General features: G+C 64.9%; 18 protein-coding genes. 11 read left to right on the top strand and 7 right to left on the bottom strand.

The window, feature by feature from the left end; all coding sequences use genetic code 11:
- Window positions 1-16: 16 nt before the first annotated feature.
- From mftF to mftA, 6 genes are read right to left on the bottom strand one after another with little or no spacing between them, the layout of a single operon-like run.
- The gene (mftF, locus tag JWR33_RS09610) at window positions 17-1429 is read right to left on the bottom strand and encodes a mycofactocin biosynthesis glycosyltransferase MftF (protein WP_297411453.1); all 1413 of its coding nucleotides are present in this window, start codon (window positions 1427-1429) and stop codon (window positions 17-19) included.
- A 14-nt stretch (window positions 1430-1443) separates the two neighbouring features.
- A complete protein-coding gene (gene mftE, locus JWR33_RS09605; RefSeq protein ID WP_297411451.1) occupies window positions 1444-2127 on the bottom strand; it encodes a mycofactocin biosynthesis peptidyl-dipeptidase MftE in 684 nt (227 codons plus the stop codon).
- Between the two features lie 4 nt (window positions 2128-2131).
- Window positions 2132-3325 carry a pre-mycofactocin synthase MftD gene (gene mftD / locus JWR33_RS09600; protein ID WP_297411449.1) on the bottom strand — a complete coding sequence of 398 codons (1194 nt, stop codon included), beginning with the start codon at window positions 3323-3325 and terminating at the stop codon, window positions 2132-2134.
- A 13-nt stretch (window positions 3326-3338) separates the two neighbouring features.
- A complete protein-coding gene (mftC, locus tag JWR33_RS09595) occupies window positions 3339-4628 on the bottom strand; it encodes a mycofactocin radical SAM maturase (RefSeq protein ID WP_297411446.1) in 1290 nt (429 codons plus the stop codon).
- A complete protein-coding gene (gene mftB / locus JWR33_RS09590) occupies window positions 4625-4891 on the bottom strand; it encodes a mycofactocin biosynthesis chaperone MftB (RefSeq protein ID WP_297411444.1) in 267 nt (88 codons plus the stop codon). The genes mftC and mftB overlap by 4 nt, the downstream gene beginning before the upstream one ends.
- Before the next feature lie 3 nt (window positions 4892-4894).
- Window positions 4895-5005, bottom strand: coding sequence for a mycofactocin precursor MftA (mftA, locus tag JWR33_RS09585; protein ID WP_297411442.1), 111 nt, complete (start codon window positions 5003-5005; stop codon window positions 4895-4897).
- A gap of 82 nt (window positions 5006-5087) precedes the next feature.
- On the opposite strand from mftA, the gene mftR reads away from it, so the two are divergent.
- From mftR to JWR33_RS09550, 7 genes are all read left to right on the top strand, one after another.
- The gene (gene mftR, locus JWR33_RS09580; protein WP_297411440.1) at window positions 5088-5708 is read left to right on the top strand and encodes a mycofactocin system transcriptional regulator; all 621 of its coding nucleotides are present in this window, start codon (window positions 5088-5090) and stop codon (window positions 5706-5708) included.
- Window positions 5615-7207 (top strand): mycofactocin system GMC family oxidoreductase MftG, encoded by a 1593-nt coding sequence (mftG, locus tag JWR33_RS09575; protein WP_297411438.1) that lies wholly within the window; start codon window positions 5615-5617, stop codon window positions 7205-7207. Before mftR ends, mftG begins: the two co-directional genes overlap by 94 nt.
- Window positions 7208-7607: 400 nt before the next feature.
- Window positions 7608-8672 carry a substrate-binding domain-containing protein gene (locus JWR33_RS09570; protein WP_297411436.1) on the top strand — a complete coding sequence of 355 codons (1065 nt, stop codon included), beginning with the start codon at window positions 7608-7610 and terminating at the stop codon, window positions 8670-8672.
- Between the two features lie 37 nt (window positions 8673-8709).
- Window positions 8710-10299: a sugar ABC transporter ATP-binding protein gene (locus tag JWR33_RS09565; RefSeq protein ID WP_297411434.1), complete on the top strand. Its 1590-nt coding sequence runs from the start codon at window positions 8710-8712 to the stop codon at window positions 10297-10299.
- Complete coding sequence (locus tag JWR33_RS09560) at window positions 10287-11483, top strand: hypothetical protein (protein WP_297411432.1); 1197 nt, start codon at window positions 10287-10289, stop codon at window positions 11481-11483. Before JWR33_RS09565 ends, JWR33_RS09560 begins: the two co-directional genes overlap by 13 nt.
- 36 nt (window positions 11484-11519) lie before the next feature.
- Entirely contained in the window at window positions 11520-12641 is a 1122-nt protein-coding gene (locus JWR33_RS09555; protein WP_297411430.1) for an aldo/keto reductase, read from the top strand.
- 13 nt (window positions 12642-12654) lie between these two features.
- The gene (locus JWR33_RS09550) at window positions 12655-13554 is read left to right on the top strand and encodes a mycofactocin-coupled SDR family oxidoreductase (protein WP_297411428.1); all 900 of its coding nucleotides are present in this window, start codon (window positions 12655-12657) and stop codon (window positions 13552-13554) included.
- Window positions 13555-13674: 120 nt separating this feature from the next.
- On the opposite strand, the gene JWR33_RS09545 is transcribed toward JWR33_RS09550, so the two are convergent.
- Complete coding sequence (locus JWR33_RS09545; protein WP_297411426.1) at window positions 13675-14979, bottom strand: ROK family transcriptional regulator; 1305 nt, start codon at window positions 14977-14979, stop codon at window positions 13675-13677.
- A 459-nt stretch (window positions 14980-15438) separates the two neighbouring features.
- On the opposite strand from JWR33_RS09545, the gene JWR33_RS09540 reads away from it, so the two are divergent.
- From JWR33_RS09540 to JWR33_RS09525, 4 genes are all read left to right on the top strand, one after another.
- Entirely contained in the window at window positions 15439-16305 is an 867-nt protein-coding gene (locus JWR33_RS09540) for a sugar phosphate isomerase/epimerase family protein (RefSeq protein WP_297411424.1), read from the top strand.
- 2 nt (window positions 16306-16307) lie between these two features.
- Entirely contained in the window at window positions 16308-16856 is a 549-nt protein-coding gene (locus tag JWR33_RS09535) for a gluconate 2-dehydrogenase subunit 3 family protein (RefSeq protein WP_297411422.1), read from the top strand.
- Window positions 16853-18589: a GMC family oxidoreductase gene (locus JWR33_RS09530; RefSeq protein ID WP_297411420.1), complete on the top strand. Its 1737-nt coding sequence runs from the start codon at window positions 16853-16855 to the stop codon at window positions 18587-18589. Before JWR33_RS09535 ends, JWR33_RS09530 begins: the two co-directional genes overlap by 4 nt.
- 244 nt (window positions 18590-18833) lie before the next feature.
- On the top strand, window positions 18834-20024 hold the full coding sequence (locus tag JWR33_RS09525; protein WP_297411418.1) for a Gfo/Idh/MocA family oxidoreductase: 1191 nt from the start codon (window positions 18834-18836) through the stop codon (window positions 20022-20024).
- The last annotated feature ends 7 nt before the right edge of the window (window positions 20025-20031 follow it).

Below are 20031 nucleotides of genomic sequence, written 5' to 3'. Positions count from 1 at the left end.
ACGCCCTGCTCACAGTTCAGACCTTTGATCGAGCCCGAAGGTCTGGGATCAGCGCACGCAACGAGCGGCTTCTGAGCGCGCTGAACCAAACGCCTGCGCCGTAGGCGAGATCATCGAGGCGGCGCGCGAGCGCGAATCGGACGGGGTCAAGCTGCGGACGGGTCCGCAGGTGTTGTGTGGCGCTATCCACGAAGTGCGCCAGGACTACCGCCCGCCTCAGCCGACGGGAGCAGGGGGCCACGATCGCAACGACTGGCCACCAGTGCCGCAGGAGCAACGACGTGGCCTGCGTGATTGCGGCGAGAGCTCCGCTGGCCGTCAACTCCAGTGCGGTCACAACCGGCCGTTCGCTCCGAGACAGCTTCCGGCTGATGCGCGCAGCGGTTGCGGCGAATATCACGACCGCGAGCGGAATGGACCAGCGGCGCTGCACTGCCAGCGCGAGTACAAGAGCAGTTCCCCAAGGACTGAGAATTGCAGGGGCGATGCTCTCCGGGTGTCGCTGAGCGAGCCAGGATGCGCCCGTGCCGTAGAACGCTTTTCGACTGATCCATTCATGCACCGAGGAGCGGTGTTCATGCTCCACGAGGGCCGAGGGCTCGTACCTGATTCGGAAACCCTCCTTGGCGAGCCTCCAGACAAAGTCGACGTCCTCACCGGCGCGTGTTGTGCTGGTGAATCCCGCGCCAATGGCGTTGGCACGGGCCACGAGGGTGGTGCCGGAAACCCAGGAGACCACAGCCCTGGGGCGCACCGTTGCCGGATGGCGCCCCAGGTCGAGCGAGGAAAGGGCATCTTCGTACCGGGTGATCCAGGTCCCGCTGGCCGTTCCCGTAAGTCCCACTACTCGTGGTGCCACTACTGCCACGCGAGGGTCGGCGAAATGACGCAGCATGGTCGGCATCGCGTCGGGAGGCAGTACGACATCTGAGTCCACGAAGGCAACGTAGGGCGTCGTGACCCTGCTCAAGCCCTCGTTTCGAGCGCCGCCGACCCCGAGGTTGTGGGGAAGCAGGATGATTTCAGCGCCATGCCGCGCCGCAACCGCGCGTGTCGCCTCAGCGTCGCGCGACGCGTCATCCACCACAATCACCCGCCCTCGACGGCCGATGCTGGCCAGCAGGCGGTTGAGCGGCTCGGGACGGTCCCGCACGGGGATCACGTAGGTGAGGTCCGCCGGATCGATCTCCGGCAATGCGCCGACAACTGGATCAGCGATGCCGGACTCCAATAGCCGGTCCGCCAGGAAGGCAGTCTCGCGGTCCGTAACGCGGAGGGTGCCCTCCCGCAGCAGGCCTGCTCCCGCCGGACTGAGGTAGAGAACCCGTGTGGGAGCTCCCCCGATGAGGGTGCGCCCCCCGTCTCTTCTTCGCGTTCGATGGTTCAGGCTCACGATGAAGCCTTCGGGGAGCGGCCAGTCCTCGGTCAACGCTGCCCTCGACTTCATGGCGCGCGTCGAGCGGACTGGAGGGCACCGGTGGCGCCGTCGATCATGGCCTGGAGGATCGACTTCCCATGCTCGGCGCTTGCACCCGTTGGATCGCCCAGGACGCCCGTTGGCGAGACGCTGCGCACTCCATTGATCTTCAGTGCAGGCAACAGCTCGGTTAAGGGCCGAGTGTTTCCGAGCGTGGCCTTGGCGAGCATCACACGCTGCGGGGCAAGGTGGAGCATCAACGACGTTTCGGTCAATCCTGCGTGGGCGTCGCTGTCCGGAACGGCGCACGGAACCCAGCTCAACCGGTGCCCTTCCGTTCGTGCTTGGCGCACGACAGAGGCGATGGTCGAAGCGTTCCCGCCGTGTCCGTTGACGATGATCACCTCTGCCGCCCAACTACTGACCGAGCGCACGAACTCGAGAAGCAGCAGCCCCAGGGCCTCGCTGCCGATGGAGACTGTTCCCGGAAAGTGCTGGTGCTCACCACTGGCGCCGTAGGGGACGGTCGGCGCCACGAGCACGCCTGGGCCCAGGCGGCTTCTCATGCCCTCTGCCACGGCGGTCGCCACGACCGCATCGGTGTCGAGCGGCAGATGGTGACCGTGCTGCTCCGTCGATCCCACTGGCAGGAGCACGACCGGTGCCCCGGTGATCTCCGGCCATCGATAATCCCTCAGGTGCGCCCCCACCCGACTAGCTCAGCGAGTCGGGGATGTCAGCACCGAGCGTCCTGGGGAAGCCGTCGGGAATCACGAGGTCCCGAGGACTGAGCTGGTGCACCGACGAGTGCCCGAGGCCCAGCACCGCGGAGTCGAGGCCGCCCCGGAGGATGTCGAAGACATTCTCGACGCCCGCCTGGCCGTTGGCCGCCAGGCCCCAAAGGTAGGCGCGCCCGATCATCACGGCGCGCGCGCCGAGGGCCAGAGCCTTTGCGACGTCACTGCCCCGCCGGATGCCGCCGTCGAGCACGATCTCGATCCGGTCGTTGACGGTCTCGACGATCGACGGGAGCACTCGGATCGCAGCGGGCGTGCCGTCGAGGTTGTTGCCGCCGTGGTTGGACACCGAGATCGCGTCCACCCCTGCGTCGATCGCGCGTTCCGCGTCGTCGACGCGCGTGACGCCCTTGAGCAGGAACGGTCCGGCCCACTGCTCGCGCATCCACTCGACGTCCTCCCACGAGGGCGGCGGAGTCTGCATCCACTCGTAGTAGGCGCCGAAGAAGGTGGGGGCGGGTTGCCCCGGTGGCGCGAGGTTCGGTGCCGTGAGGTCCGGGATGCGACGCGCCTTCGCGAACGCCCACAGCCACCTCGGGTGCGGCAGCACGTCCGGGGCGAACTTGATCATCGTTCCGAGAGTCATTCTCTCCGGAATCGTGGGGCTGCCCCAGTCCCGCCCGTGCGAGAACGACCAGTCGAGCGTGGCGATGAGCGCTTTGGCACCGGCGGCGCGAGCGCGGTCCATCCGCTGGGCCATCGAGTCGCGCGTGCCCGACCAGTACATCTGGTAGAACGTGTTGGCGTTTGCGGCGGCAACCTCTTCGACGGGCTTGGAGGCGAAGGAGCTCAGTCCCATGATGAGCCCGCGGTTCGCCGCCGCACGGGCGACAGCGACTTCGCCGTCCGGGTGCACGGCCTGCACGCCTGTGGGCGACACCATGATCGGCATCGAGATGGGGATGCCGAGTACCGTCGTGGACAAATCCCTCGTCGCGTGATGACCGGCCACGTGGGGCGCGAAGCCGAGCTCAGCGAACGCCGCGGTGTTGTCCGCGTACGTTGTGCCCTTCTCCGATCCGGCGAGGAGCGCGCCGTACACAGAGCTTGGAAGTCTTTTCTTGGCGCGCCGCTGTGCTTCGGCTACCGTCTCGAACCAGGCGTTGGCCAAGGGCTGTTTCCTTTCAGCAAGAGCAGTTCGCTCCGTGGGTGGGGCCGGCGGGGCTGAACCCCGCGAGTGGGTCTTCGGCACACGCGCTCACCGGCGGGCGCTCAACGCCTCGTACCGACAGGGTCAGTGCGATGGGTCCTGTGGATTTGCGCTGCGCGCGCTCGGTGCGGTGCGAGTGGTCGCCATCCGGCTTGGGAATCGAGGACGCTGCGTCCCGCTGGCTCAGGAGCTCCTCGCCGAACCCGCGCACGCACTCGGGGTCCGGACCGTCGAGCGGGAGGCCGGTGAAGAACTTGGCCGCCATGCAGCCGCCCTTGCAGGTGCTGAAGAACGGGCACGACGAGCACGCTCCGCCACTTTGCGGCTTGCGCAGGCGGGTGAAGAGCTCCGAGTCGCGCCACACCTTCTTGAAGCCGCCTTCTGAGCGGACGTTGCCGGCGAGGAACTCCTCATGGATGGCGAACGGGCACGCGTAGACGTCTCCGATCGGATCGATGAGGCACACAACCCGTCCTGCGCCGCAGAGGTTGAGGCCGGGCAGTGCCGCACCATATGCGGAGAGGTGGAAGAACGAGTCCCCGGTGAGGACGTTGTCGCCATTGGCGACAAGCCAGTCGTAGAGCTCGCGCTGCTGGGCTGCGGTCGGGTGCAGTTCGTCCCATACATCTGCGCCCCTGCCCGAGGGGCGCAGACGAGTGAGGCGCAATTGTGCATTGAGCCGATCGGCGATTGCCTTGAAGTCGTCGAGCTGCGGAATGTTCTGACGGGTGCAGACGACGGAGATCTTGAACCCGGTGAAGCCGGCATCCGCCAAGTTCTGCATCGCGCGCATCGCCGTCGCGTAAGACCCTGGACCGCGGACATGGTCGTTGACCTCTGCGGTGGCTCCGTCGAGCGAGATCTGCACGTCGACGTAGTCGCTCGCCGCGAGCCGCCGGGCGACCTCCGGGGTGATCTTGATGCCGTTGGTGGAGAATTTCACGCCGACCTTGTGGGCGGTCGCGTAGTCGACGAGCTCCCAGAAGTCCGGCCGGACGGTCGGCTCGCCGCCGCCGATGTTGACGTAGAAGACCTGCATGCGCTCGAGCTCATCGATGACGGCCTTGCACTCGTCCGTACTCAGTTCGCGCGGATCCCGCCGCCCGGAACTCGAGAGGCAGTGCACGCAGGACAGGTTGCACGCGTAGGTGAGCTCCCAGGTGAGGCAGATGGGGGCATCCAGCCCGTACTCGAAGAGGTCGACGAGTCGGCCGGGCGATGGTGGCTGCGCGGGAGCCAGAGGTTTCGCTTCGAGCAGCGTCATGATGCCCTTTCGATCAGCATTGCCGAGCGCTCAAGAATCTCCAGAGCTGCCGTGAATCGGGGGAGGTCTTCGTCGCTCACCCCGACCGTCTTGCACGCCGCGTGCACCGACGGCGACACCGCTAGCGTCTCGACGATGGACAGAAGCGTGCGGTCTTTCAAGAAGGAGAGCTTGCGCGTACCGAAGTGGTAGAGCATTGCTCCGAACGGCTCGGGCCGCAACGAGACCTGCGGGTGCACGTCCCAGGCGCGCTCGATATCCATGCGCTAGTAGACCCCACACATTCCGTCGATCGAGATCTCCTCCACAAGAAGATCTGCTCCAGCCAGAGCGGCGGGCTCGTCGGCGGCAGGGATCGCCTGCGGGGCTGAGGTCATGGGATGCTCCTTAGGATGCGACGACTCGGACGATTGGGTTGATACTAATGACACCGAGTGCCAAATAGGAATTGCGGATTCGATGAGCGTGTCGTCTGGCAGCGAGGCCGTCCGTGGGCGGCTCGGCAGGCAGCCGTCCACCTCGCCCGCCGAACTGAGTCACATCGCACTCGAACTCTTCGTTGAGCGGGGATTCGAGGAGACAACGGTCGGCGACATCGCCGCGGCCGCCGGCATCAGCCGACGCACGTTCTTCCGCTACTTCTCCTCGAAGAACGACTTGCCCTGGGGCGACTTCGACAGCTTGCTCGCCGCCATGCGCGAATTCCTCAACGATCTGCCAGAGACCGTGCCCCTAGTCGAGGCACTGCATGCGGCAGTCATCAGGTTCAACCGCTTCCCCACCGCTGAGGTGCCGTACCACCGTCGCCGGATGCGCCTCCTCCTGACAGTGCCGAGCCTCGTCGCGCACTCGACCCTGCGCTACGCCGCCTGGCGACAGGTCGTCGCGGAGTTCGTGGGGCGACGGCTCGGGGTGCCTGCCAGCAGCCTCGAACCACAAGCTATGGCGTGGGCGCTCCTTGGCGTCTCGCTCTCGGCGTACGAGCAGTGGCTCGCCGACGAGAACTCGGACCTCATCGAGTTGCTCGACACTGCATACGCAATGCTCAGCACCTCGTTCGGGTCGCGGTACCCGGCTTGAGAAGCGACGTTATCGTTGTCGGCGGTGGGGGAGCCGGGGCCACGCTCGCCGCACGCCTGAGCGAAGACCCCAGGAGGTCTGTTCTGCTTGTCGAAGCGGGGCCGGTGCCCGAGACGCCTTCCGGATACGCTGCGGAGCTGCTCGATGCGGGGTCCATGCGGGGGGCCGATCCCGGGCATCGGAACCACTGGGGGTACTTCGCGAGGCTCAATGCTCGAACCGATTACGTCTTGCCGCGTGGGCGCGTGCTGGGTGGATCGACCGCGACGAACGGAGGCTACTTCGTTCGTGCGCGGGAGGACGATTTCGCCGGTTGGTCAGCCGCCGGGCGGCGGGAATGGACGCTTGAGAGGAGCCTTCCGTTCCTGCGAGAGCTCGAGAGCGACGCCGACTATGGCTCAGCCGCTGTGCACGGCGGCGCGGGCCCTATGCCGGTCGCACGGCCAGCGCAGGGGCATCCTGTCACTGCCGCGTTCGCGGCGGCGGCGCAACAGCTCGGCTACGCGTGCGAGCCGGACAAGAACGACTGGGGCGCTCCGGGGTACGGTCCGCTGCCGATGAACGTGCGTGACGGGGTGCTGTGGAACGCCGGGCTCGCCTACCTGGCGCCCGCGTGGAATCGACCGAATCTCAGAATTCTCGGATCGACCGTCGTCGAGCGCGTGATCTTCGACTCGGGCCGCGCGGTTGGTGTAGCCGTCGCGCCCGGCGGCGCGGTTCTCGAGGGCGAGCACATCGTGCTCTGCGCAGGGGCGGTCGCGACCTCGCACACCCTGCTCCTCTCGGGGGTCGGGCCAGCCGCTGACCTCGCCCGGATCGGGATTGATGTAGCCGCCGACCTCCCGGTGGGCGTGGGGTTCAGCGACCATCCGCAAGTGTCCCTTGCCTGGCATCCCAAGGGTGCGGCCGCTCAGTTACGGGACGGGCCCGCGATGGCCAGCGTGCTGCACTTCACCTCGAGCGGTTCTGCCGTGGCGGGCGATGTAGAGCTGCTTCCCCTGCTCAAGCCTGTTGCCTATCTCCTGCGCGGTGAGGATGTCGCCGGCCCGCTCGACGTGCTCGTTTCGCTGCAGGCGAACCGCTCGCGCGGGACGGTTCGGCTCGAATCTGCTGACCCCGGCGTGGCCCCGACGATCAATTTCAACTACCTCGCCGACAAGGAGGACCGCGCAGCGATGCGCGAAGGCGTTCGCGCCGCCGCTACCGTGCTCTGCACGGATGCCTTCGCTGCGATCTTCGCGGGATTCGTCGACTTGCCTACGCGCCCGGACGACGCGGCGCTCGACAGGTGGATCGCCGACCATCTCGGCACCGCCCAGCACTTGAGCGGCACCGCACCGATGGGGAGCGTCGTCGACCAGTTCGGTCGCGTGGAAGGGCTGCGCGGGCTGCGGGTGGCGGACCTCTCGATCCTGCCGACGGTCCCCATGCGGGGACCCGCTGCGACCGCAGTGCTGATCGGCGAGCGCGTCGCCGATTTCATCGCGCGGGGCGACTAGCTGTGACCTCATCGTGCGGAAGCGGGCGACCGCAGCGTGAGCGCGGATCCGGTTGTCGGCCCTGCCGCTCGCGCCGGGCGCCTCGCCTGGTTGCCCGCCGCGGGAATCGCTCCGCCGGGAAGTCCCCGTCGAGGGGGTGCGGCGTGGTTCGTGCGTCCATGACCGGGTGAACCGGACGCCAGCGAACGCCGGGTTCACCCTGGCGCTGCGGCGCCTGACATGTGTCGAGATCAACATAATTCGGGCCCTTTTGTCGTGAACCAGCGAACTATATGGTGCGAATCGGCCGCAGTTGTACGACCGTCCCTGCCCGTGTCGCTGGCCGCCCGGAGCGCAGGGCCGCACCTTTTTTGATTGTTGGAGGTTTTCATTGGAGAAAAGACACAGCACATCTAGCCGCATGATGCGCGCCGGGGTGATGGCCGTGACGACGGGTATGCTCATGACGGGGCTTGCCGCCTGCGCCACAGGCGACAACGGCGACGCGGCCTCCGGGGGTGGTGCCCCCGATGGCGAAAGTTTCGTGATCGGAATTTCCGTCAAGAACCAGACTCAGCGCCGTTGGGAATTCGATGTTGCGGCAATGAAGGCGCGGCTCGAAGCGCTCGGCGACACTGTCCTCATCGAGTATTCCAACGACGACCAGGTAACGCAGAACGCCGGTATCGAGAATCTGATCACCAAGGGTATCGATGCGCTGATCATCACTCCCGTCGATGACGCGGCTGCCGCGCAGGCCGTGAAGTCGGCCAATCAGGCCCAGATCCCGGTGATCGCCTACGACATCGGGGTCAAGGATGCCCCGATCGACTTCTTCGTCCAGCGCGATAACCCGCTTGCGGGCAAGCTGCAGATGGAAGCCGCCGTGGCGGCAGCCCCCGAGGGCAATTACGCCTTCCTGCGGGGAGACGCCGGCACTGGCGTCGTGAAGATCATCAGCGGTCAGTGGGACCTGGGGCTCAAGGGCAATGCGAAGATCAAGGTTGTCTCGGACCAGTTCATCCCGGGGTTCGATATCGCTGCTGCCCAGGCGAACGCCGAAAATGTCCTCTCCGCTCAGAATGACGACGTAGCAGCTTTCCTCGTCCTCAACGATGGGATGGCATCGGGCGTCGCCCAAGCAATCGCAGGTCGCCATCTGACCGGGAAGGTCTTCCTTTCTGGACTGGACGCCGACGAGTCTGCGCTCGCGCTGATCGCCGACGGGCGCCAGAGCGTGACGATATGGACGCCGCTCGATGAGCAGGGGGTCCTTGCGGCGGATGCGGCTCACGCCCTTGCCGCTGGCGAGAAGCCGAAGTCGCAATCGACGGAAGATTTCGGCAATGGCGCTGTACCCACGGCCCTCGTGTCACCGGTGGCGATCACCCAGGACAACCTCTGCGAGTGGCTCAATGGGAAGTTCCCAGAGGGCTGGGCGGACAAGGAGACAGTGCTGAAGGGCAACCCGACGCTCTGCGATTAGTTCGATCAGTTCGAAAAGCAACTGCCTGGGAGCCGCAATGGTCCACTATCTCACCCCCGCCGAAGAGGGCAACCGCACCGACGAGAAAATCGAGCAAGAAGTCCTGCTCGAGGTCTCCGGAATCAATAAGCGGTATTCAGGCGTCCCGGTTCTCCGGGACGTCAGTATTCAGGTCCGCAGGGGTGAGGTGGTGGGCCTTGTCGGCGAGAACGGCGCCGGCAAGTCCACCCTGTCGAAGATCGTGGCCGGCTATCTCGCCAGCGACAGTGGAACCATCGAATTCGACGGCCGCCGTAGGAAGTTCAAGAATGTCCGTGAGGCCGAAGCAGCGGGAATCGTAATGATTCCGCAGGAATTGCAAACGGCACCTCATCTCACGATCGCCGAGAACATGTTCGCCGGATCTCTGGCGGCGCGAGGCGGCGTCGTGAACCGGCGGGAGCTCTTCCGCGCCACGATCGAACAATTGAGATTCTTCAACATCACGGCGGATCCGCTCGCCACGCTCAGCACTCTGACTGTTTCCGAGCAACGCCTCGTGATGATGGCTGCACGGTTGAGCAAGCGGGCCAGCCTCGTGATCCTGGACGAACCGACGGCTGCGCTTACCGATGACGAGACGGCGACACTCTTCGCGCATGTGCGCCGCCTTCGCGAGCAGGGAGTCGCGTGGATCCACGTGACCCATCGCCTCGACGAACTCGAGGTGATCGCAGATCGTGTTGTGGCGATGCGGGATGGGCGGGTTGCCGAGACCTTCGAAAGTCCGGTCGGCAAGCGGCGCGCGATAGTTCGCGCAATGATCGGCTCGGATGTGGCTAAACTTCGGACGCGCCACACGACCCCAGCACCGGCGAACGAGCGAGAAGTTGTACTTTCGCTCTCGAACCTGAGCGTCCGCGATCCGGACAACCGCGACAAGTTCCGAGTGAAGGACGTCAGCCTTCAACTCCGCGCCGGGGAGGTGCTCGGGCTGTTCGGGCTCGTTGGTGCGGGGCGAACCGAGCTCGCGCGTGCGATCTTCGGCTCATGGGCGGGCGAGGTCAGCGGGGACGTGAGACTGTACGGCAGCCCATGGCGCGCGAGAGGTCCGGCCGACGCACTCGCGTCGGGCGTGGCCATGCTTACGGAGGACCGGAAGAGCACCGGGATCCTGCAAGGGCAGAGCGTCAACGCGAACATCAGTTCAGCCAGCATCCGGGCGGTAAGCCCGGGGACGATCATCAGTCGGGCAGCAGAATACCGTCGCAACCAGGGACTTGCGCGCGACCTCGGCGTCCGGCCGCTCAACCTGCGGGCCGCGGTCGAGACGCTCAGCGGGGGCAACCAGCAGAAGGTCCTGCTCGCGCGTTGGCTCGCGACCAACCCGCGAATCCTGATCCTCGACGAGCCGACCATCGGACTCGATGTCGGCGCACGTCTCGAGGTATTCGACCTCATCCGAAAACAAGCCCAAGAAGGGCGAGCGGTGCTCCTCATCTCGAGTGACCTTGAGGAGATCGTCACCCAAGCGGACAAAATCCTGGTCATGTATAAGGGGCGGATCAACGCGGAGCTTCCGCCCAACTCGCCGAGACACGAAGTAATGCTTGCTGCCACAGGAAAGGACACTCAATGGCGATTGTGACCAGTGACCAGGAGCGCACGGAGGGCGAATCCGTGCGCCGCGGATTCAGCCTGCGCACCTTGCCGATCGACCCGCAGTTCATCGCGCTGGGAATCGCGTTCATCGTGCTGGCGGTGCTCTTCCAGATCGGTACCAGTGGCGTCTTCTTCACGCCTCGCAACCTCTCGCTTCTGCTACGCCAAGGATCTGTGGTGGCGGTTCTCGCGGCGGGCGTGTCCGTGCTCATGATCATGGGTCAAATCGACCTGTCGATCGGCGCTGCGGTTTACCTCGTTGGTGTGTTCGTCGCCCAGCTCGACATCAATTCGGACCTTCCCATCTACGTGCTGGTCATCGCGGGTATCGCCGCTGGATGCGTGTTGGGGGCCTGGCAGGGGTTTTGGGTGGTCAAACTAGCGGTTCCATCCTTCGTCGTCACCCTTGCCGGCCTCCTGATGTTCAGGGGGGTGGGCTGGCTGTGGACCAACGCAGAGACCGTCGCGCCGGTGAGCGAGGACTTCATCGGCCTGAGTGAATCCTTCACCCCGACCGGGCTGTCGGTGATCGCCCTGACGGTGATCTACGTCGTCTCACTCGTCGCGATGGTGGTGTCAGCCCAGGGCGATCGCAAGTACGGGCTCCCCGTTGACACCGTCAAGTTGATCGGGCGCATAGCCGGGCTCACTGTGCCATTCGTCTTCCTTGTCTGGATTTCGTCAGGATTCCTCGGCGTCCCGGCTGCAGTCGTCTGGGCGGCTGCGATCGGACTCGTCCTTACAGTCGTGATGCAGAAGACGCGGTTCGGGAGGAACTCCTACCTCATCGGTTCCAACCGCGAGGCTGCTCGATTCTCAGGAATCCCCGTGCGGAAGTTGACGTTCTACTCGTTCGTTCTCATGGGGGCCATATACGGGGTGGGAGCAGTTCTGCTTACCGCGAGGCTCGGGAGCGCTCCGGCTAACATGGGGATCAATCTCGAGCTGACAGCGATCGCAGCCGCGGTTATCGGCGGCACGTCCCTTTCCGGAGGAAAGGGCACGGTCATCGGCGCGATCGCGGGAGCATTGCTCCTTTCCACCATAGACAATGGCATGGGTCTGATGAATGTCTCGTCATTCGCTCAGACGGTCGTCAAGGGTGCAGTGCTCCTCCTCGCCCTGGCGGTCGATGCCTTCGTCAACCGTCGCTCGCTCACGCGAATCTGATCCAAACGGATCATCGGATCAGAGAGGAACAGAGTCGTGCGGTATAAATTGCTCGGTCGTTCGGGATTGCGGGTTTCAGAGGTCGCGCTCGGAACCATGACCTTCGGCACCGATTGGGGATGGGGGAGCGCGCAAGCGGAAGCGAAAGAGGTTTTCGACTCCTTCGCAGAGGCGGGGGGAACTTTCCTCGACACCGCGAACATCTATCAGGACGGCAACTCCGAGCGGATGCTCAAGGAGTTCATGGGGTCGGATCGGGACCACTTCGTGCTGGCGACCAAGTACTCGGGCGAAGTCGGCGGGTACTCCCGTTCGACCGGCGCGCCGGAGGGGAAGGCGCGAGCAAATCCGACTGCTTCGGGAGATATCAGCCGCAGCGGAAACAGTCGCAAGAACATGATCAGGTCCGTCGAGGAGAGCCTCAAGCGCCTGGGCACCGATTTCATCGATCTCTTCTACTTGCACTTCTGGGATGAGACAACGCCGGTCGATGAGGTGATGCGGTCCCTCGACGACCTGGTAAGCGCGGGCAAGGTGCGATACATCGCTCTCTCCGACACCCCGGCCTGGGTCACAGCGCAAGCGAGCACGTTGGCGCAGTTGCGCGGGTGGGCTCCGGTTGTCGCGGTGCAGGTCGAGTACAGCCTGGTGCAGAGGACATCTGAGCGGGAGGTACTTCCGATGGCGCGTGCGCTGGACCTAGCGGTGGTGTCATGGGCCCCTCTCGGCGGAGGTGCTCTCATCTCCGACCCGCGCCGGACCACGGACACGAGCATGGTGCCGGTTGTCGGAAGCCGTGGCCTTGACCGCAGCGCGATCCCTGAGGAAACGGCTCAGCGTTACACCGAGATCGCCACGGTGGTCTCTCGTGTAGCCGAGTCGATCGGCGCCAAGAATGCGCAGGTAGCGCTCGCATGGGTGCGCCAACAGGCGGATCGCTTCGGTGTCGTCGTCCCCATCCTCGGTGCGCGGACTGCTGCTCAGCTCGACGAGAACATCGCGTCGTTGGGGATCCGGCTCGACGCAGATCAGATGGAGGAACTCGACCGGGTCAGCGAGATCGAGCTGGGATTCCCGCTGGACATGATCAACTCGCAGCTCATTCGGTCCTTCAAGACGAGCGGCAAGCACCACCTCCTCGACAACCACCGACTCTGACTGGAGATCAAGAATGCAATTCCAAGGAAAAGTTGTCTGGATCACCGGAGGCGCACGTGGCCAGGGCAGAGCCATGGCCAAGCGCTTCGCGGCTGAGGGCGCGGACGTCGTCATCAGTGACGTGGCGCACGACGTGGAGACGATCCCCTACGGCATGGGATCGGAGAAGGATCTGCATGAAACGGCCGCGTTGGTTCGTGCATTGGGGCGGCGCTGCGTCGCCGAAGTCGCCGACGTTCGCAACGAGGAGGACATGGCACGTGTGGTGCGGAACGCGATCGCTGAACTCGGCCACATCGATATAGTCGTCGCCAATGCTGGCGTGTACGCCGCGAAGTCGTTCTGGGACATCTCACAGGCAGAGTGGGACGAGATGATCGCCATCAACCTGACGGGGGCATGGCAGACCACGAAGGCAGTCGCCCCGCACATGATGGAACGATTGACGGGAGTGGTCATCTATTCCGCTTCGATCAATGCAGTCGAGGGTGCGACCAACTTCTTGCACTATGCGGCGGCCAAGCACGGTGTTCTGGGGATTATGCGATCAGCTGCGCTGGAGCTTGCACCCTTCAACATACGGGTCAACGCCGTCCTCCCGGGACCGGTCGACAGCCCGATGCACAACAATCAGGTCAGCCGTGGCATCATCGGCGGTCGCCCTGACGCATCGCGGGAGGACGTGCTCTCTGCGGTGCTCGGCTGGAACGCGCTCAGGGGCCGCACGATGCTTCCGCCCGACGCCATCGCCAATGCCGTCGTATGGCTTGCTTCGGATCAGGCCGAGCACATCACCGGACTCGAATTGAAGGTCGACGCCGGGCACGGTCTGCTGCCGGGGATGAACATGAGCCCTATCAACGACGAGTCCATCATGAGCGTGAAGAGTGACTTCGACCATGGGATTCGGTGATCGGCTCACGCCGGCATCTGGTCACGGACCCATCAGGACGCTGATCGCAACACCCTTACTGCATCGCGGCTGCCGGGCTGAGATCAGCACCGGTGCAGGCGACCCTCGGCGGATGGCCGGCTAACGGCTGGCGCGGGCCGAGACCTTGAGCTGTGCCATGGGATCGAGCCCAAGCGGAAGCATGTTCGAGGAGGTCGAGCGCGTGTGGTACTGAATTCCCCGAGGCGAGAGGACCTGCTCGATCCCCGATATCATTCCGCCGATGAGACCGGCTTCTGAGCCGAGGCGGCTGTGAACGACGGAGAGATTTCGAGTCGCGAGTGGCTGGGCCTGCTGGTAGACCACGCTCCTGACCTGTGCCAGCACGTCTTCCGTGCAGTCAGTCACTGCGCCGTTGAGCACGATTCGCGCCGGATTGCAGAAGTTCACGAGATCGGCGATGGTGCGGCCGAGAAGCGCAGCCGTCTCGCGGACCGTGCTCACCGTGGTGGCGTCCCCCCGAACGAGTCGCTCCAGCAGCTGTTCGGAATTCACCGGGGAGGACGACGCAGCTGAGACCCGTGCCGCCATGGCGGGAACCGACGCTACTGCCTCTATGCAGCCGCGGTTGCCGCAGCTGCACAGGACATTCTTCTGCTCCGCCGTGCCGCGCACCTGGATGTGACCGACATCGGCGGCCGCGCCGTCTGCCCCATGCAAGAGGCGCCCGTCCTCGCCGACGAAACCAGCGCCGACTCCCGTCCCCAGATGCATCATGAGGAGCGGGAGGTGTTCTCCACCCAGTGCGCGCGCCTCGCCGAGGGCCATGAGATTGACGTCGTTGTCGACGATCACGTCGCACCCGAACGCCTGCGCCATGAATGCGCACACTCCGTAGCCGTCCCATCCCGGCATCAGCGGCGGGCGCACCGCGAAGCCCAGATGAGAGTCGACTGGCCCGGGCAGGCCGACCGAGAGCGCCAGGCAATCTCCGAGGCCGAGCCCGTTCCTCTCGAGGAGAGCCGTGAACTCACCAGCCAGAGCGCGGAGCAGCTCGTCTGGGCCGACATCGACCCGTATGGCGACTTCGGTGCTGTCCACCATGTTCTTGTCCAACGTCGCGATCGCGAGCCGGGTCGTCTCTACCGCGACATCGGCGACGAGAACGACCCCGCGCGCGGTGCCGATTCGGAACACCTGCGCGGGCCGCCCCCGCGTCGGACTGCCGCCGAGGCCAGCGTCCTCGATCAGTCCTGCGTCGAAGAGCACCTGGAGGTGGCCGTCGATCGTGGAGCGCGCGAGCCCCGTAACCTCCACTATGTCCCGCCTGCTCACCGCGGGAGAGTCGGCGATCATCCGCGCGATGACACTGCGCGCGGCGTGCGCGTCGGGTGCAAGGTTCTGGTCCGGCTTGAGGAGTTGCACCTCGGTCCACAGTGACCCCATCGCTACCCTCCGGGCTTGTCGTTCGGATTCCATTTCGACGGATATATGCCCAAAAGAACATTAATCGGGCACTTTTTCGTCGTGCTGGTCGCTCATACAGTACCCGAAGACCCGCTAGCTGGGTCGAGAGTGGTAAACAACCGGAAAACGGGGTCAACGGTGACGTCTCGACTTCACGTCAGCGAAGTGGCGAAGCACTTTCCGGGCATGCAGGCCCGGCACGGTCTGACTTGTCCGTGCATCCCGGCAAGGTCCTGGCGCTCATCGGGACAACGGCGCAGGCAAGTCCCCCTCACTCGAAACCTGTCCGGCGCCCATCACCCAATGACTGGCGAGGTCCTCATCGACGGCGAGTCTGCGAGAACCGAGGGACCAGCGGCCGCCGAACGCCTCGGCATCGCGTGCACGACAACGGCGGCCGCGCAGCCCAGCGAACGAGCCTGAAACGAAAGGGAACCGATGAAAATCTCCTACAACACCTGGGCCTACTCCAGCTTCTACGTGTGGGTGCCCGCCTACACCCTCGATGAGACGATCAAGCGCATCGCTGGGATGGGGTACGACGGAATAGAGATCGGGGCGGCGGCGCCGCACGCCTACCCTCCCCACCTCAGCAAGGACCGGCGCAGGCGGGTCCGCGAGCTGCTCGACGAGCATGGCATTTCGCTCTCGAGCATGCTGCCCGCCCCGTCCGGCGGTCCCGGCAACAACCCCGCCTCGCCCAACATCGAGGAGCGCCGCGCCACAGTCGAGCACTACGTGGACCTCGCCGAGCTCACGGCCGAATGGGGCGGCAAGACCCTGATCTACCTACCCGGCTGGATCATCTTCGGCACGTCCCGTCGGCAGGCTTGGAAGTGGAGCCGGGAGGTGCTCACTGAAGTGGCAGACCGGATCGCCCACACTGGGGTGACACTGGTCATCGAGCCGACGTCTCACGACACCAACCTCTGCATGCACGCGGACGACGCCATCGAGCTCATGGAAGATGTGAACAAGCCGAACGTGAAGCTCATGTTCGATACCTTCCACGCTCTCTATAGCAGGGAAGTCATGAGCGACTATGTCTACAGGATGGGCGAGAACCTGAAGCACGTCCACATCTCCGACAACGACCGGCTGCCTCCCGGCTCTGGTGTCGGGGACTTCCCCTCCCTGATCGACGCTCTCATCGACACCGGCTTCGACGGTTACCTCACTATGGAGACGGGCTTCCATCGCCGGGGGATAGAACCCGACGAGGACGCCCGTACCTCGATCGAGTACCTCCGTCCGCTCGTGGAATCGAAGCTCGCGGAGCACGCGAAAGCGAGCAAGAAGGAATGACGATGATGGGGTCCGCTTACGCCCTCGACGACGCACTGCTCTTCCTCAACCCCGCCCAGGCGGCGATGATCGACGCGTTCACCGCGCAGATCATCCCGTCAGAGGCGGGATCGCCCGGAGCGCGCGAAGCTGCAGTTACCAGCTACATCGACCGCTCCCTTGCCGGTTTCATGAGAGACCTGCAGTCGGTGTACCGGACTGGGCTGAGGGAGTTGGCGGACCTCGTCGCTGGTCGCTACAGCGTGGGGTTCGTGCAGCTGAGCGAGGAACAGCAGCGGGACGTTGTGGCATCCCTCGACCAGGTGTCTCGCGCGGACCCGTCGGACTTTCTCGGCCAGTTCTACCGGATCGTGAGGGAGCACACCGTCCAGGGCTTCTTCGGTGACCCCGCCTATGGAGGAAACCGGGGCGTGGTGGGCTGGAAGCTCGTCGGCTTCCCCGGCGCCCAGTGGGGGTACAGCCCAGAGCAGATGCGGCCCGGGGTGGATGCCAAGAGCATCCCGATCCTGACCGTGAAGGACCTCTACACGCGCATCGGAGGCACGCGGTGACCGACCGGTATGACGCGATCATCGTCGGAATGGGTTCGGCCGGCGGCATCCTTGCCGAGCAGCTCACAAAGGCAGGGGCCAAGGTGCTCGGGCTGGAGAAGGGGCCCGACTACACGCAGGACGACTTCGAGATCAAGCACGACGAGCTGCGCTACTACCAGCGCGGAGCGATCGTCGCGGGCGTGAACGTCGACCCGGTCACCTGGCGTCCCGACGAGAACGCACGGGCGCGGGTTCTCCCATGGTCAGCCGGCGCCCTCGGCATCGACGAACCCTTGTACGGGCTCCCGTCGATCGGAACAGGCGGGGGCACCCTTCACTGGGGATGCGCCGCGTATCGCTTCAGGGAGGCCGACTTCCGCATGAAGTCAGCCATCGCCGAGAGATTCGGGGAGCAGGCGCTGCCCGAAGGGTCGACCGTGGCCGACTGGCCGATCAGCTACGACGACCTCGAGCCCTACTACGAGATGGTGGAGCACGAGCAAGGCATCTCGGGTCGAGCGGGGAACGTCCGGGGCGTGCTCGCGGAGGGCACCAACCCCTTCGACCCTCCCCGGCGAAACGATTACCCGATGCCGCCGATCACCCAAGGCCCGGGCGACGTTCCCTTCGTCGAGGCGACGAAGCGGCTCGGCATGCACCCATTCCGTCAGCCCCTGGCTCTCAATTCAGTCGAATACAAGGGACGCTCCGCCTGCGTGAACTGCGGGTTCTGCCACGGCTTCCCCTGCCACGTGAAGGCCAAGTCCACCACCCAGGTCACTTCGGTTCCGGAGGCAAAGGCGACGGGCAACCTCGACTTGCGCTCACAGAGCCGCGTGCTGCGGATCAATCGCTCCGCCGACGGTCGCGAGGTGCGGGGCGTGACGTACGTGGACGCGCACGACGTGCCCCACGACGTCGAGGCGCCCATCGTCATCCTCACCGCGTATGCGCTGGAGAACGTGCGGTTGATGCTCGTATCGGGCATCAACGCGAACGGGGAAGTCGGCCAACACTTCATGACCCACAACTTCGGCTGGTTCACCTCCATCCTTCCCGAGGCGACGAACCCGTTCATCGGCACCTTCAACGCCTCAAGCGCGATCGATGATTTCACGTCGGAGCGTGTGCCGGACAACGATCTCGGGGTCTTGTGGGGATCGCCGATCATCAGTGTGACGGGCGACCTCCAGCCGATCGAGGCGTACCACAACATGGACCCTCGCGTCCCCAAATTCGGGCTCGACCTGAAGCACTGGATGCGCGACAACTACCTGCACATGCACCGTATGTACTCCCAGACGACGAACTTCCCGTACCGGCGCCACTACTGCGATCTCGACCCGGTTGTGAAGGACCGCTGGGGGCAGCCCGCACTTCGAATAACTCACGACTGGGAAGACCACGACGCCGACTCGGTGACCCTGATGGGGCGGTACAAGGAGCTCATCGCCCGAGAGATGGGCGCGAAGAGCTATTGGACGGACTCGCCTCGCCCGCCCTACCACCTGTCCACCCACGACGTCGGCGTCCACCGCATGGGGGAGGACCCTGCAACCTCAGTCACGGACATCTACGGTGAAGTGCACGAGTGCCGCGGGCTCTACGCGATCGGGGGCGGACAGTTCGTCAGCTACGGCGGCTACAACCCGAACCAGACGATCCAGGCGCTCGCGTACTTCAGCTCGGAACAACTGCTTTCCCAGCATGGGGCGCTCGGCACCTTCCGCCGGGGCGTCAATGCCACCTGAGCCGCCCGTTCCTCTCGTCGCCGCGCTCGCCAGCGAGCCCGGTCCACGGGAGGCCCGCTGCACCGCGGTGATCGGCAGCCGGTCCGGAGTACGCGGCCATCGCAGGTTTCCCACCTGCCGCCGCCTCGTTGCTGCCGGATGAAACCTGGTCCCTGACCTGCCTCGATATGACTGTCGACGCGGGGAAAACCCGCACGAGACCGGCGCGCCTGCGCCGCACCTCCCTGAAGAAAGGAACGACAACGTGAGTTCGCAGAAGACACTGAAGGTTGGCATCGTCGGGCTGGAGTTCGGCGCGGAGTTCATTCCCATTTATCAGCGGCACCCGAACGCCGAGATGTACGCGATCTGCCAGCGCACGGAATCGCGGCTGAACGAGGTCGGCGACCGGTTCGGCATCGAGGTCCGCTACACGGATTACGACGACATGCTCGCGGACCCGAGCATCGATTTGATCCACATCAACACACCCCTTCAACTGCACGCGGACCAAGTCGTGGCTGCGCTGGAGGCGGGAAAGCATGTTGGCTGCACCATCCCCATGGCGACGTCCGTCGAGGACTGCAAGCGCATCGTCGACGCGCAGCGCCGCACCGGATTGACCTACATGATGATGGAGACCACGGTCTACAGCCGCGAGTTCCTGTTCATCCAAGACCTCTACCGCAGCGGCAAGCTCGGCAAGCTGCAGTTTCTGCGCGCCTCGCACCACCAGGACATGACGGGCTGGCCCTCTTATTGGGACGGCATGCCTCCGATGTACAACGCGACGCATGCTATTGGCCCCACCCTTGGCCTCGCCCATCATCAGGCAGAGTACGTGCAGGCCCTGGGCTCGGGTTCCGTTTTCGACAGGATGAAGGACAACTACGGCTCGCCCTTCGCCATCGAGTCAACGCACATCAAATTCCTCGGCGCCGACGTGGGGGCCGAGGTGACCCGCCACCTGTGGGCGGTCGCCCGCGAATATCGGGAGAGTTTCGACGTATACGGCTCGATCCGCTCCTTCGAGTGGTCCCAGACCGAGGCCGCACAGCATGTTGTCTACCTCGGCGAGCAGGCCAACGCGATCGAGGTGCCGGACTTCGCAAACCGACTGCCGGAGGAGATTCGATCCTTCACGCGCGCCGGCGTCTACTCCCAGGAAGGAGAGTCGGAGCACCGCTCGTTCGTCCAGGGGGGCGGGCACGGGGGATCCCACCCGCACCTCGCGCACCGGCTGCTGATGGCAGTGCTGGGGGAGGAGGAGGCATTTCCCAACGCAGTGCAAGCGGCGAACATCACCAGCGCAGGTATCCTCTCCCACCGATCAGCCCTCAGTGGCGGCGAGAAGATGCACCTCCCGGAGTGGACGCTGTCGGACCAGGATCCCCTCGAGATTCCGCTGAACCAGCAGATCGAGCCCGCCTGGGCGAACGAGACGAGCCCGCTCTGAGAAGGCG

The sequence above is a fragment of the Naasia sp. genome (assembly GCF_025465545.1).
Lineage (GTDB): Bacteria > Actinomycetota > Actinomycetes > Actinomycetales > Microbacteriaceae > Naasia.
The sequence above is the reverse complement of the archived record's forward strand: the minus strand, read 5'-3'. Positions and strand labels throughout refer to the sequence as shown.